The sequence below is a fragment of the Streptomyces sporangiiformans genome, from assembly GCF_005768555.2.
GTDB lineage: Bacteria > Actinomycetota > Actinomycetes > Streptomycetales > Streptomycetaceae > Streptomyces > Streptomyces sporangiiformans.
Window position 1 is genome coordinate 12,900 of record NZ_VCHX02000058.1, and the last position, 13,067, is coordinate 25,966.

Genomic DNA, 13,067 nt, shown 5'->3' on the forward strand with positions numbered 1-13,067 from the left:
AGGTCAGTATCCCGTCACTCGCCCGTCAGCCGCCCGGCGGCTTGTCCGGCTCCGGCTGCCAGCCGAGTGCCCGCGAGATGCCGCGCGCCGCGAGCCGCACCGCCGGGATCAACGCCGGGGTCTGGGCGTCGCGTTGGGGCACCACGACGGAGACCGCGGCCACGACCGATCCGTCCGCTCCTCTGACCGGAGCGGCCACCGACAGCGCGTCCTCGGTGACCTGTCGGCTGCTCACCGCGACGCCGGAGCGCCGGACTTCGGCGAGGACGCGGCGCAGGGTCGCCGGGTCCGTGATGGTGTGCGAGGTGAACCGGGCGAGCGGCTGCGCACAGTACGCGTCCTGCGAAGCGACGTCGCTGTGCGCGAGCAGCGCGAGCCCCACCCCGGTCGCGTGCAGCGGCCAGCGCGCGCCCACCTGGATCCGTACGCCGACAGCGGAGCGCCCGGAGATCCACTCGATGTAGACGACCTCGGAGCCGTCGCGCACCGCCAGCTGCACGTTCTCGTGCGTGGCCTCGTACAGGTCCTCCAGATACGGCAGCGCGATCTGCCGCAGGGCCAGGCCGCGCGGGGCGAGCGCGGCGACCTCCCACAGGCGCAGCCCCACGTGGTACACCCCGGACTCGTCGCGCTCCAGGGCGCCCCATTGGCTGAGCGCGCTCACAAGACGATGGGCGGTGGTGAGGGAGAGCCCGGCCCGGCGGCTGATGTCCGTGAGGGAGAGCGCCGGGTGGTCGTGATCGAAGGCGGCGAGCACGGAGAGGAGGCGGTCGGGCGCCGAGCGTGCGGTCATCAGCTGAGTTCGGTCTCGGCGATCCGTTGCAGGAGCGTGTGCAGCGTGTCCCGCTCGGTGGCGTCGAGGGGGCGGAGCAGGGTGCTTGTCGCGCGCAGCCCCGCCTCGTCGGTGTCACGCAGGAATGCCCGGCCGTCGTCGGTGAGGACGACGATCCGGCTGCGGCGGTCGTCGGGCGACGGGCGGCGGGCGGCGAAGCCGAGCTTCTCCAGGTCGTCGACCAGGCCGACGATCGCGCTCGGGTCGTACCCGAGCCGGGTGCTCAGCTCCCGCTGCAGCGCGCCCTCGGTGGTGGCCAGGAAGCGCAGCAGCGCGTAGTGACGCAGCCGCAGCCCCGACTCCTGGAGGAACGCGTTGAACAGCTGCCCCGAGCGCAGACCGATCCGGTACAGCAGGTAGCCGGTGTCCGCGTGCAGCCCGCGCATCCACGGCTCCTGCGCGTCGATGGCGTCGGGGTTCGTTGCGTGCTGCTGGCCGGTGATGTCGGGCTCCCTGGTCGAGGCCCCGGGTCGGGGCGGTCCTGCGTACTGCGGGGGTCCTGCGTGGCGCGGTTCTGCGTACTACGGCGGATCCTGCCTATGGGAGACAGCATGACGCACAACTGAGCGAGCAACAACTATTGACGTCGACAATTATTGTCCTTAGCTTCGATCTCGTAGCCGCAGCTCCTTCTCGAAGGGACCCCCTCGTGCCCAGCATCGATCTCACCGGCAAGGTCGCCGTCGTCACCGGCAGTGGCCGTGGCCTCGGCCTGGCCTACGCGCACGCTCTGGCTGCCGTAGGCGCCTCCGTGGTCGTCAACGACGTCGACGAAGCCGTGGCCGAGCAGGCCGTCAAGTCCATCACCCAGGCCGGCGGCAAGGCCGTCGCCGAGGTGGTAGCGGTCGGTACGTCCGAGGCCGCGGACCGCCTGGTCACCCGTGCGGTGGAAGAGTTCGGGCGCCTCGACATCCTGGTCACCAACGCGGGCATCCTGCGCGACAAGGTCCTGTGGAAGATGTCCGACGAGGACTTCGACGCGGTGATCACCACCCACCTGAAGGGCACCTTCACCTGTGCCCGCGCCGCCGCGGTGCGCCTGCGCGAGCAGGGCGAGGGCGGCAGCATCATCCTGGTGGGCTCCCCGGCCGGGCAGCGCGGCAACTTCGGCCAGACGAACTACTCCGCCGCGAAGGCCGGCATCGCCGCCATGGCCCGTACGTGGTCGATGGAGCTGGGCCGCGCGGGCATCACCGTCAACGCGATCGTCCCCGTGGCCGCCACCGCGATGACCGAGACCATCCCGGCCTTCGCCCCCTACATCGAGGCGATGCGCCAGGGCGAGCCGCTGCCGGACTTCCTGCGCAAGGGTGAGGGCTTCGGCACCCCCGAGGACTGCGCCGCGCTGATCCCGTTCCTGGCGTCCGAGGCCGCCCGCGGCGTGACCGGCCAGGCCATCGGCATCGGCGGCGACAAGGTGACCCTCTGGTCCCATCCGCAGGAGATCAAGGCGGCGTACGCTGACGGTGGCTGGTCGCCCGATGCCCTCGCCGAGGCCTGGCCCACCTCGCTGGGCGCCGAGCCGCAGACCGTGGGCATCCCCGCGCCGAAGTTCCCGGAGGCGTAACCATGACGACCCTCAACGTCGAGGAACTCGTCGCGATCGACGTCCACACGCATGCCGAGGTCTCCTCCAAGGGCCACTCGTCCCTGGACGACGACCTCCACGACGCCTCCAGCGCCTATTTCAAGGTCGAGGGGAAGCGCAAGCCGACCCTGGAGGAGACGGCCGCGTACTACCGCGAGCGGAAGATGGCCGCCGTCATCTTCACCGTGGACGCCGAGTCGGCGACCGGTACCGAGCCCGTCCCGAACGAGGAGGTCGCCGAGGCCGCGGCCGCCAACCCGGACGTGCTCATCCCCTTCGCCTCCATCGACCCCTTCCGCGGCAAGGCCGGCGTCAAGCAGGCCCGCCGCCTGGTCGAGGAGTACGGGGTCAAGGGCTTCAAGTTCCACCCCAGCGTCCAGGGCTTCTTCCCCAACGACCGCTCGATCGCGTACGACCTGTACGAGGTGATCGAGGAGACCGGCACCATCGCCCTCTTCCACACCGGCCAGACCGGAATCGGAGCCGGCGTCCCGGGCGGCGGCGGAATCCGGCTGAAGTACTCGAACCCCCTGCACGTGGACGACGTCGCCGCGGACTTCCCGCATCTGAAGATCATCCTGGCGCACCCCTCCTTCCCCTGGCAGGACGAGGCCCTCGCGGTCGCCACCCACAAGCCCGGCGTCCACATCGATCTGTCCGGCTGGTCGCCGAAGTACTTCCCGCCGCAGCTCGTGCAGTACGCGAACACGCTGCTCAAGGACAAGGTGCTGTTCGGCTCCGACTACCCGGTCCTCACCCCGGACCGCTGGCTCGCCGACTTCGAGAAGCTCACCATCAAGGACGAGGTCAAGCCGAAGATCCTCAAGGAGAACGCGGCTCGGCTGCTCGGACTGACGACGGAGTAAGAGGCCACCGATGCGCAATGAGGGACTGGGATCGTGGCCCGCGCGCCGGGCCCGCAAGACGCCCCACCGCACCGCCCTGATCCACCATGACACCGAAGTCTCGTACGCCGAGCTGTACGAGCGCACCACGCGCCTCGCCCACGCCCTGCGCGCGGGCGGTGTGCGACGCGGTGACCGGGTCGCCTACCTCGGCCCGAACCACCCCTCGTACCTGGAGACACTGTTCGCGGCGGGCACGCTCGGGGCTGTCTTCGTCCCCCTCAACACCCGCCTCGCCGGGCCCGAGATCGCCTACCAGCTCGCGGACTCGGGGGCCAGGGCACTCGTCTACGCGCCCTCGCTGTCCGGAATCGTCGCCGGCCTGCCGGGCAGCACCGACGTGCGCTCGTACGTCGAAGTCGGGGCCGAGTACGACGAGTTGATCGCTGAGGCGTCCGCCGAGCCGATCGACGAACCCGTCACCGCCGACGACACCTGCATCATCATGTACACCTCGGGGACGACGGGCCGCCCGAAGGGTGCGATGCTCACCCACGGAAACCTGACCTGGAACGCGTTCAACGTCCTCGTCGACCAGGACCTGATCACCGACGAACGTGCCCTGGTCTCCGCCCCCCTGTTCCACACGGCCGGGCTGAACATGCTCACCCTGCCCGTGCTGCTCAAGGGCGGCACCTGCGTCCTGGTCGAGGCCTTCGACCCGGCCGCCACGTTCGATCTGATCGAACGGCACCGGATCACCTTCATGTTCGGCGTGCCGACGATGTTCGAGCAGGTCGCGCGGCACGAGCGCTGGGCCGGTGCCGACCTGTCCTCGCTGCGCATGCTGAGCTGCGGCGGCTCCCCGGTACCGACCCCGCTCATCGCCAAGTTCCAGGAACGCGGGCTCACTTTCCTCCAGGGCTACGGCATGACCGAGGCCGCGCCCGGCACGCTCTTCCTCGACGCCGAACACGCGGTCAGCAAGGCCGGCTCGGCGGGTGTGCCGCACTTCTTCAGTGACGTACGCGTCGTGCGGCCCGACCTGGCGCCGGTCGAAGTCGGCGAGACCGGCGAGGTCGTCGTACGCGGACCGCACGTCATGCCCGGCTACTGGGGTCTGCCCGACGAGAGCGCCGCCTCGTTCAGCGACGGCTGGTTCCGCAGCGGGGACGCCGCGCGGATCGACGAGGACGGTTACGTCTACATCGTCGACCGCATGAAGGACATGATCATCTCCGGTGGCGAGAACATCTATCCCGCCGAGATCGAGGACCAGCTCCTCGCCCACCCGGACATCATCGAGTGCGCGGTGATCGGCGTGCCCGACGAGAAGTGGGGCGAAGTGCCGCGTGCGGTCGTCGTGCCCCGTGAGGACGTGGCACTCGACCCGGACGAGATTCTCGCGTCCCTGGCCGGACGCCTGGCCAAGTACAAGATCCCGAAGTCGGTGGTGCTCGCGGACGAACTGCCACGCACCGCCTCCGGGAAGCTCCTCAAGTCCCGGGTGCGCAAGCGCTACGGAAATCGCTGACTCTCCGTCAACTCACTCATATTCTGTTGTAAGGAAGCCAAATGAGCATCACCGTGAACGGCATCGACGAACTCAAGAAGCTCGCCGGGAGCGACCTCGGCACCAGCGAGTGGATCGACGTCACGCAGGAGCGCATCAATACGTTCGCCGACGCCACGGGTGACCACCAGTGGATCCACGTCGACCCCGAGAAGGCGGCCGAGGGCCCCTTCGGTGCGCCCATCGCGCACGGGTACCTGACTCTCTCGCTGTTCATTCCGCTGTTCACCGAGCTGCTGGACGTCCAGGGCGTCACCACGAAGGTCAACTACGGCCTGAACAAGGTGCGGTTCCCCTCGCCGGTGAAGGTCGGGTCGAGGATCCGGCTGGTCGGGAAGCTGGCGGAGGTCGAGGACGTGCCGGGTGGTGTGCAGATCACGGTGGACGGCACGATCGAGGTCGAGGGCGGTGCCAAGCCTGCGGCAGTGCTGCAGAGCTTGTCGCGGTTCTACGCCTGATCGCTCCGCTGGGGCGCGGTCGAAGCTGCGGGCCGGCTGTGGCTGGTCGCGCAGTTCCCCGCGCCCCCAAAGGGGCGCTCAGCCCCCGCGGACTAAAAGGGGCACTCAGGCGCCCTCAACGTTCACGAACACCGGGTTCGAGTAGAACCACGTGTCCACCCACGGGTCGCCGTTGCCGGGCTCGTGGGGAATCGGACCGTGCGGGTCGACGGACGCACCGAGGTACCCCGCTCCGTTGCGGTTGCCGTCGCTGCCGCGCAGCCGCACGTAGAAGGACTCGTCGCCCGCGACCAGCGGGATGCGCAGGGTGTACGTTCCCTCGCGGCCGGACACGTCCGTCGTGTGCACGACCTTCGTGTCGGGCGCGCGCCACTCGTCGCGGTCGGCCGCCGGACCGCGCACCGCGCCGCGGATCACGTCGACATGGGCGAGTTCGGGCAGGATGCCGTGCGGGTTGGCCCGCGAGGCGCTGGTCACGGTCACGCTCAGGGTCAGCTTCTCCCCGGGGCGCACCCGCAGCCGGCCGCCCAGCGTGACGCCCCTGCCGCCGTCGCTGTCCCGCTTCAGCCGTACCTCGAGACCGTCCAGCAGATGCCCGTGGTCGAGCCAGACCCGGCCCGCGCGCAGTCCCGCCATCACCGCGCGGTAGCCGTAGCGGTTCACGCCCACGTGGGTGCGGCTGAACTGGCCGGGCCAGAAGTCGCCGCCCGGCTGCGGCTCGGTCGTGTTCACGGGGTCGGGGAGCCGGCCGGTGTTGTCGAAGTTCTGGCCGGGCAGCCAGTCACCGTTCTTCCAGGTGTCGAACACCACCCGGTGCACATCGGAGTTGGTGGTGATCGTGAACAGCTTGCCCTCGGCGAGCATGGCGTCCCACAGGCCTCCGACGGTGGCCGTCATCCAGTCGAAGCCGCCGTACGTGACGTACGCGTCCGCCGGGTAGCCGGGCCAGGAGTTCTCCGAGGGCTTGTTCTCGTACTCGCCGCGGATCGAGGTCGGACCGCGCCAGCCGGGGATGCCGCCGCCCTGGGCGCCGGGCGCGCCCTCCACGCCGATCATGATCTCGGGGGCCGCGTCCCGCCAGTTCCGCATCTCGTGCGGTGAGTCGATGCCCAGCCGCAGCGGGTGGTTGGCGAGGACGAGCACGTCGTCGACGTAGCCGCTGCGGCGCTGTTCGGCGAGCCACTGGATGGCCTTGACGGCGTGCGCCTCGTTGCGAGGAGTGTCGGGGTGGGTGGGACCGCCCGCCGCGTAGCCCAGCAGCTTGCCGTCGTAGGCGAGCTCGAACTGCGTGAGGACGTCGACCTCGTGCGGGCCCGGCGCGGCGAAGACCGTGCAGTGCTCGGCGCCCGGGATGTACCACTCCAGGCCCTGGAAAATCAGCTGGCGCGGGTTGGCGGCGCGCGCCTTGAGGATTTCCTCGTGCTCCAGCTGCGCCCCGTACTTCGCGTGCCCGAAGTTGGAGTGCTCGTTGAACACCATCCAGTCCAGGCCGTACTGGGCGCCGGCTTGGGCGAGCTGGTCGAAACGGTACTTGGCGTCGTGGCTGTAGACGGTGTGGACGTGGTGGTCGCCGACGAGGTAGGCGAGCCGCGGGTCCTCGCCGCCCAGCAGGGGGGTCTGCGCGGCCGCGGGAGTCGCGAGGGAACCGGCCGCGAACGCGGCGCCGAACAGGCCCGCACGGCGCATGAGCTGACGTCTGGAGAGGCCCTGCGGATCGAGGGCGGCGGGGGAGACGGACGGATCCGCCCAACTGGGCAGCTGTTGCTCGGACATGGGGTGATCTCTTTCTCAAGGAGTCGGACACGCATCGAGCATGGGGGGTGGTGGGGCTTTTGAGGGGTTCTCAGTGGTTCATGAACGCCGAGACCGGCAGTGCCCGCTCGACGATCCGGACGTCGCCGAGCCGCCCGTGCAGGATCTGGTCGATCTTCCCGGCGTACTCGTAGCCGCCGAGCAGCCACGGCAGACCGAGCGAGGTGAGTCCGATGGAGACCGCGGTGGGGTTGCGGGCGACGGGGCAGCCCTGGACGTACATCGTCGTGTGCGAGCCGTCATTGACGACGGCGACGTGCCACCACAGCTCCCGGGCCGTCTCATCACCCCAGTTGGTGGCGATGCCCTCCTGGTTGAGCGGTCGCACCGCCCACTGCGGGCCGGGGCCGTCGGACAGCGACAGGGTGGCGAGCGGCTCGTCCGGGTCGCTTTCCGTCTTGCCCGCGGCCCCGCCCGTACCGGTCCGGCTGATCAGCCCGGCCCAGGCGTTGCGGGACGGATCCCAGTCGTCGGGCAGCTGGTAGAAGGCCTCGAAGGTGTAACCGGCGCGGAAGGTCGCCGAGTTGAGCGGCGCGTTCTCGGCCGTCCGCAGATAGGCGCCCCGCAGCGGCGACTTGGTGCCGTGGAAGGAGAGGCTGCCATGGCACGGCTGGTCGGGGTGGTGTGCCGACGACCACGTGAGGGAGCCGTTCTGGACCCTGACCACGGTCAGGTCGTTGCCGCGCCCCGACAGGTCACGGACCGTGCCGTCCACGGCCGCGCCGTCCTTGTGCCCGTCGAAACGCCAGTACGCGACCGTCCCCGGGACCAGCATCTCGGAGGCGGGCCGAGGCGCCCGCGGAGGTATCGGGGCGAAGCCGGAGAAGCGCTTCTCGAAGTCGATGGCGACCGAGAAACGGTCCTCGGGACCGGTCAGCTCGATCTCCTGCCGCTCCAGTTCGTTGAGCCCGTCGGCAGCCCGGCCCAGGATCCACGGGGAGATCGTCTCGACGTCGATGGTGTCGCGGTCGAGGTCGAAGCGGTAGAGGCGGATCATCGCCGCGCCGCCGTAGTAGCGGTTCTGATAGTTCGTCAGGTGCAGGTGGACGTCGTTCCCGGCCGCGTTCTTGCGGACGGCGCGTCCGGCCGGCCAGTTGTGCCCGTTGAGGGTGAGGAAGATCTGGTCGTGCTCCTCGAGCAGCTGGTCCCAGAGCTGCTGGCCGTAAGCGGAGAGCGTGTCGTCCTCGTAGAGCAGTTCATGGGTGGTGAGGATGACCGGTGTCTTCGGGTGCCGCGCGATGACGTCCTTGGCCCATGCGTACCCCTGCGCCGACAGCCGCCAGTCCAGGGCGAGGACGAGCCACTGCCGGCCGCCCGCCTTGAAGAGGTGGAAGGTGTTGTAGCCGTCGGGCGAGGCACCGCCGAAGGTCGGCTTGCTCTTGAACCGCTGCGGGCCGAAGGTCTCCAGATACGGGGTCGGGCCCCGCTGATCGTCGGTGGACGACCGGACGTCGTGGTTGCCCGCGAGCACGCTGTAACCCACACCTTGCTGATCGAGCAGCTCGAACGCCTTGCCCGCCGCGGCCATTTCGGCCTGCGCGCCGTTCTCGGTGAGGTCTCCCAGGTGGGAGAGGAAGACGATGTTCTCGTCCTCCCCCTGCTCCAGGATGTAGCGCAGCGACGCCTCGATCGGGGCGGGGTTGATGCTCGGCCCGTCGAAGAGGTACTGCGTGTCGGGCATCACGACGAGCGTGAAGCGGTGGCTGTCGGGGTCGGGGCTCCATGTCGTCGACTCCGGCGCCGCCTGCGCCGTGGCCGTCGGCAGCGCCATCGTTGCCGCGGCCGCGCCGATCAGCGCCGTCGCCCGCAGGAAGTTCCGTCTGCCGGCGCCCGCCTGCTCGGCCTCGGCCTGGTCGTGCTCATGCAAATTGCACACTTCTGCTCCGTAAAGGGGGATGCGTAGAAGGGGGGTGCCAAGGGGGTGCTGAGGAGGGGGGTGCCTAGATAGGGATCCGTTACCAGGGGTCAGAGCACGCGCAGGGTCCAGGACCAGCGGTGGGTGCCCGGCGCGACGAGGTACTGGGGCGAGGTGTCGGGCCCGCAGGAGGCGGTGCCCAGGCCGCGGTGCGCGGCGTCCAGATGCACGACGCAGCCGGGCCGCGGCACCAGCTCGTCGTGGTGGGTGGCGGCGGCCAGGTCCTCGGCGCGGTACCGGGTGACCGAGACCTGGCTCGGCGCGCCGAGTTCCACGGTCAGTCCCGTGGCGTCCGGCGCCGACAGCGTGAACCGGCGTACACCGTGCCGCCCGCCGCTCTCCTGCGGCCGCAGATACGGCGTGAACAGCTCGTCCACCGGGAGGGAGTGGTGCCCGACGGGCGGACCCGCGCTCCGGTCCGGATACGACTCCCAGGGGCCTTGCCCGTACCAGTCCAGGACATCGAGCCCGGCGACCGTCTCGAAGACCGTGCCGACCCGCGCCGCGTCGTCCAGCTCCTCCGGCAGCTCGGCCGTCTCCTCGATCCGCAGGCCGCCGGCGATCCGTGTGATCACCTGCTCGTGGTGGACGGTCCCGGCACCGGTCGCGTACTCGGCGATCACGGTCACCCGGGCACCCTCGCGCTGTACGTCCACGACCTTGCGGACCAGCGCGTCGAGCCCCCAGTCGCGCCAGCGGGCAGCGATGCCGCCGAGTTCGTCGTTGTCCGTGGGGGCGCGCCACAGCGAGAGGACGGGGGGTGAGGTGAGGAGCGGGTGGAGCAGCAGCCCGTCCTCGTCCACCTCCACGGGCGGACCGGCCACCGGCTCGGGCACCCGGGTGGCTCCCGTACTCAGCCGTACCTGCGGCAGACACACATCCGTGCCGCGCGGTGCCCACGGTTCGTCGTCGGCCGTCGTCACCCGCAGCGTCAGCCAGGACTCGCCCTCGGGGAGCGGGAACGGCATCGGAATCGTCTCCGACCCGCCCGGCGGTACGTCGGGCAGTGCGGCCGTCGCGGTGTGCGTTCTGCCGTCCGCGCGCACGAGAATCCACTCGGCGGCGAGCCAGTCCAGCCCCCGGAAGTGCTGCCGGTTCTGGACCAGGAACACCCCTTGGCGGTACCTCAGCCGCACCGGTGCCGCGATCTCCCGATGTTCGTACATCGCCGGTTTCGGCGTCCGGTCCGGGAACACCATCCCGTCCGCGCAGAACACCCCGTCGTTCGGGCTGTCCCCGAAGTCGCCGCCGTACGCCCAGCGGTGGCCGGGCGCGGTGACGCCGTTGTCGTACAGCCCGGCGCCCGGGCGCCCGGCCGGTCTTCCGTCGCTCACCCGCTGGAGAATGCCGTGGTCCCAGAACTCCCAGATGAAGCCGCCCTGAAGTCCTGGGATGGACTCGATGGCCGCCCAGTGGTCGGCCAGTGTCCCGTTGCTGTTGCCCATGGCGTGCGAGTACTCGCACTGGATGAGCGGCTTGGTCTGCTCTCCGGACAGGGCGTGCACGATGCATTCCTCGATCGGCGCGTACATCGGGCAGGCGATGTCGGAGGCCGGCGACGGATCCGCCCAGTCCAGTTTGGCCGCACCCTCGTACTGCAGGGGACGGGTGGGGTCGTGGCGGCGGACCCAGCCCGCCGCCGCGTCGTGGTTCGCGCCGTAGTCCGACTCGTTGCCCAGTGACCAGATGACGACGGACGGGTGGTTCTTGTCCCGCAGCACCATGCGCGAGACCCGGTCCACGAAGGCCCCCAGATACCGGGGGTCGTCGGCGATCTCGTGGGCGTGGTCGTGCGACTCGATGTTCGCCTCGTCGACGACGTAGAAGCCCAGTTCATCGGCCAGGTCGAGGAGGGTGGGATCGTTCGGGTAGTGCGCCGTGCGGATCGCGTTGAAGCCGAAGCGCTTCAGGACGACCAGGTCCGCGCGCATGTCGTCCGCCGAGACCGTGCGTCCGGTCAGCGGGTGGAAGTCGTGCCGGTTCACGCCGCGGATGAAGACACGCGCGCCGTTGACGAGCAGGTCCCGGCCGCGTATCTCCACGTCCCGGAAGCCGACCCGGTGGGACGAGGTGTCGGCTACCGAACCGTCGGCGCGGTGCAGCCGTACGGTCAGCTCGTACAGCTCGGGGGTCTCGGCGGTCCACGGGCGCACGTCGCGCACGGTCGTCGACAGCCGGACCTCGCCGAGGAAGTCGGACACGCGCAGGTCGTCGGCGTTCAGGCGGTCGAACTCGGCGTCCTGCGCGAGCAGCCGGCCGTCCAGCGCCCCGGTGGCGTACCAGCCCTCGGGCAGCGCGCCCGCGGTGTTCCGCACCTGGCAGTCGACCCACAGCTTCCCGTTCTGCCGCGCCCGTACGGTCACATCGGCGAGATGCAGCGGATCGGTCGCGTACAGCAGCACCGAGCGCGTGATCCCGCCGTGCCACCACTGGTCCTGGTCCTCGATGTGCGAGGCGTCCGACCACTTGATGACGGTGAGCCGGACGGTGGCGGGATCCCCGGGGCGTACCACGGCGGACAGGTCGAACTCGGCCGCGAGGTGGGAGTCCTTGGAGATGCCGACCGGCGTGCCGTTCACGTGGACGAGCAGCACGCTCTCGGCGGCGCCCACCTGGAGCACGATCCGGCGGCCGGCCCAGTCGGCGGGTATGACCACGGAACGCTCGTACACGCCCGTCGGGTTCGTGGCGGGTGAGGAGGGCGGGAAGTCGTCCCAGGGCATACGGAAGTTGGTGTACTGCGGCAGGTCGCCCACGTCCTGCGTGGTCCAGGCGCCGGGGACCTCGATCCGCGTCCACTCGCCCGAGGAGGCGCCCGGAGCGGGCACCAACTGGAAGTGCCAGGAGCCGTCCAGGGACAGCGCGCCGTCCCGGCGGTCCACGGCGTTCATCGGCAGCCGCCTCCAGGAGGTCACCTCGGGTGACTCCCAGGGGCGCAGGGCGAGCAGGGGATCGCGTCTCATCGGCGGACGGCTCCGGGTGCGGGTGGAGTCACGGGGGCGTGGCGGGTCGGCGGGCCCGGGTCCATCGGCATGCGGTCGGCAAGGAAGCCGTACGTCCGCCGCAGCCCGGGATCCTCGAGGGCGTGCCACCACTGGTGGATGCCGTACCAGCCGGGCGCGGCGAGGGCCCCGCCGTGCCGCCGTACGGAGAGCCCGGCGGCCAGGACCGCGAAGCGCAGCCGTTCCTCGAGCGGCCAGCCGCCGAGCGAGGCCGCGACGAAACTGGCGCCGAAGACGTCTCCGGCTCCCGTCGCGTCCAGGACGTCGATGTCGAGGGCGGGCACATCGGCGTGCTCGCCCGTCGTCTGGTCGACGGCGACCGCACCGTCGGGTCCGCGCGTGACCACGGCCACCGGCACCAGGTCGGAGAGCTTGCCGAGCGCGGCGGCCGCGGTGTCGGTGCGGGTGTAGGCGGTCGCCTCGGTCTCGTTGGGGAGGAAGGCGTGGCACAGGGACAGCTGGTCGAGGAGGTCCGAGGACCACTGCTGGGTGGGGTCCCAGCCCACGTCCGCGTAGATCTGCGTGCCGTTCGCCGCCGCCTTGGCCAGCCATGCGCGGGGCTCGGCCTCGATGTGCACGAGGGCGGTGCGCGCTTCGGGCGGGTCGCCCATCAGCGCGTCCTGCGTCAGGGGCGGTTCCTGGCCGTGGGTGATCAGGGCCCGGTCGTGGCCGTAGGCGAGCGCGACGGTGACCGGGGTGTGCCAGCCGTCCGCGGTACGCGAGAGCGAGAGGTCGATGTGCTCCTGGTTCGCGAGGACGTCACGGAGGTGGGCGCCGTAGTAGTCGTCCCCGAAGACCGTGGCCAGGGAGGTTTTCAGGCCGTACCGGGCAGCCGCCACGGCCAGGTTCGCGATCCCGCCCGGGCCCGCGCCCATACCTTCGGTCCAGATCTCCTCGCCTGGAGTCGGCGGTTTGCCCAGACCGGTCAGGACGAGGTCGTAGAAGAGCAGCCCGGTCAGCAGGACATCGGGCCGTTCGTCACCCACGAGCACATCCTCTCGTCAAAAGTCTTCAATTTCGGTGCACAGGATCGTGCGCGCAT

At 70.3% G+C, this 13,067-nt stretch carries 10 protein-coding genes; 4 read left to right on the forward strand and 6 right to left on the reverse strand.

The window, feature by feature from the left end; translation table 11 throughout:
- Positions 1–25: 25 nt before the first annotated feature.
- Both FGD71_RS05155 and FGD71_RS05160 read right to left on the reverse strand, forming a co-directional pair.
- Positions 26–793, reverse strand: a complete 768-nt coding sequence (locus tag FGD71_RS05155) for an IclR family transcriptional regulator (RefSeq protein WP_119099174.1) — start codon at positions 791–793, stop codon at positions 26–28.
- A complete protein-coding gene (locus FGD71_RS05160; RefSeq protein ID WP_119099175.1) occupies positions 793–1,218 on the reverse strand; it encodes a MarR family winged helix-turn-helix transcriptional regulator in 426 nt (141 codons plus the stop codon). Before FGD71_RS05160 ends, FGD71_RS05155 begins: the two co-directional genes overlap by 1 nt.
- A gap of 263 nt (positions 1,219–1,481) precedes the next feature.
- Here FGD71_RS05160 and FGD71_RS05165 point away from each other — a divergent pair, with 263 nt between their 5' ends.
- Genes FGD71_RS05165 through FGD71_RS05180 form a run of 4 tightly spaced genes read left to right on the forward strand, consistent with a single transcriptional unit; the run spans position 1,482 to position 5,296 of the window.
- On the forward strand, positions 1,482–2,399 hold the full coding sequence (locus tag FGD71_RS05165) for an SDR family NAD(P)-dependent oxidoreductase (protein ID WP_119099176.1): 918 nt from the start codon (positions 1,482–1,484) through the stop codon (positions 2,397–2,399).
- Between the two features lie 2 nt (positions 2,400–2,401).
- On the forward strand, positions 2,402–3,286 hold the full coding sequence (locus FGD71_RS05170; protein ID WP_119099177.1) for an amidohydrolase family protein: 885 nt from the start codon (positions 2,402–2,404) through the stop codon (positions 3,284–3,286).
- A gap of 10 nt (positions 3,287–3,296) precedes the next feature.
- On the forward strand, positions 3,297–4,799 hold the full coding sequence (gene menE / locus FGD71_RS05175; protein ID WP_119099178.1) for an o-succinylbenzoate--CoA ligase: 1,503 nt from the start codon (positions 3,297–3,299) through the stop codon (positions 4,797–4,799).
- Between the two features lie 41 nt (positions 4,800–4,840).
- On the forward strand, positions 4,841–5,296 hold the full coding sequence (locus FGD71_RS05180) for a MaoC family dehydratase (RefSeq protein WP_119099179.1): 456 nt from the start codon (positions 4,841–4,843) through the stop codon (positions 5,294–5,296).
- A 105-nt stretch (positions 5,297–5,401) separates the two neighbouring features.
- Here FGD71_RS05180 and FGD71_RS05185 read toward each other — a convergent pair whose 3' ends face one another.
- The 4 genes from FGD71_RS05185 to FGD71_RS05200 all read right to left on the reverse strand — a co-directional run bounded on the left by FGD71_RS05185 (position 5,402) and on the right by FGD71_RS05200 (position 13,011).
- Positions 5,402–7,069, reverse strand: a complete 1,668-nt coding sequence (locus FGD71_RS05185) for a PHP domain-containing protein (protein WP_119099180.1) — start codon at positions 7,067–7,069, stop codon at positions 5,402–5,404.
- Positions 7,070–7,139: 70 nt separating this feature from the next.
- Positions 7,140–8,984, reverse strand: a complete 1,845-nt coding sequence (locus tag FGD71_RS05190) for a LamG-like jellyroll fold domain-containing protein (protein ID WP_119099181.1) — start codon at positions 8,982–8,984, stop codon at positions 7,140–7,142.
- Positions 8,985–9,073: 89 nt separating this feature from the next.
- The gene (locus FGD71_RS05195; RefSeq protein WP_119099182.1) at positions 9,074–11,986 is read right to left on the reverse strand and encodes a glycoside hydrolase family 2 TIM barrel-domain containing protein; all 2,913 of its coding nucleotides are present in this window, start codon (positions 11,984–11,986) and stop codon (positions 9,074–9,076) included.
- A complete protein-coding gene (locus FGD71_RS05200) occupies positions 11,983–13,011 on the reverse strand; it encodes a carbohydrate kinase family protein (protein WP_119099183.1) in 1,029 nt (342 codons plus the stop codon). The genes FGD71_RS05195 and FGD71_RS05200 overlap by 4 nt, the downstream gene beginning before the upstream one ends.
- Positions 13,012–13,067: the final 56 nt, after the last annotated feature.

Bases quoted from the DNA above. Each gene is read 5' to 3' on its own strand.
- FGD71_RS05155 (WP_119099174.1), bottom strand. From the start codon at position 793: ATGACCGCACGCTCGGCGCCCGACCGCCTCCTCTCCGTGCTCGCCGCC.
- FGD71_RS05160 (WP_119099175.1), bottom strand. From the start codon at position 1,218: ATGCGCGGGCTGCACGCGGACACCGGCTACCTGCTGTACCGGATCGGT.
- FGD71_RS05170 (WP_119099177.1), top strand. From the start codon at position 2,402: ATGACGACCCTCAACGTCGAGGAACTCGTCGCGATCGACGTCCACACG.
- menE (WP_119099178.1), top strand. From the start codon at position 3,297: ATGCGCAATGAGGGACTGGGATCGTGGCCCGCGCGCCGGGCCCGCAAG.
- FGD71_RS05180 (WP_119099179.1), top strand. From the start codon at position 4,841: ATGAGCATCACCGTGAACGGCATCGACGAACTCAAGAAGCTCGCCGGG.
- FGD71_RS05185 (WP_119099180.1), bottom strand. From the start codon at position 7,069: ATGTCCGAGCAACAGCTGCCCAGTTGGGCGGATCCGTCCGTCTCCCCC.
- FGD71_RS05195 (WP_119099182.1), bottom strand. From the start codon at position 11,986: ATGAGACGCGATCCCCTGCTCGCCCTGCGCCCCTGGGAGTCACCCGAG.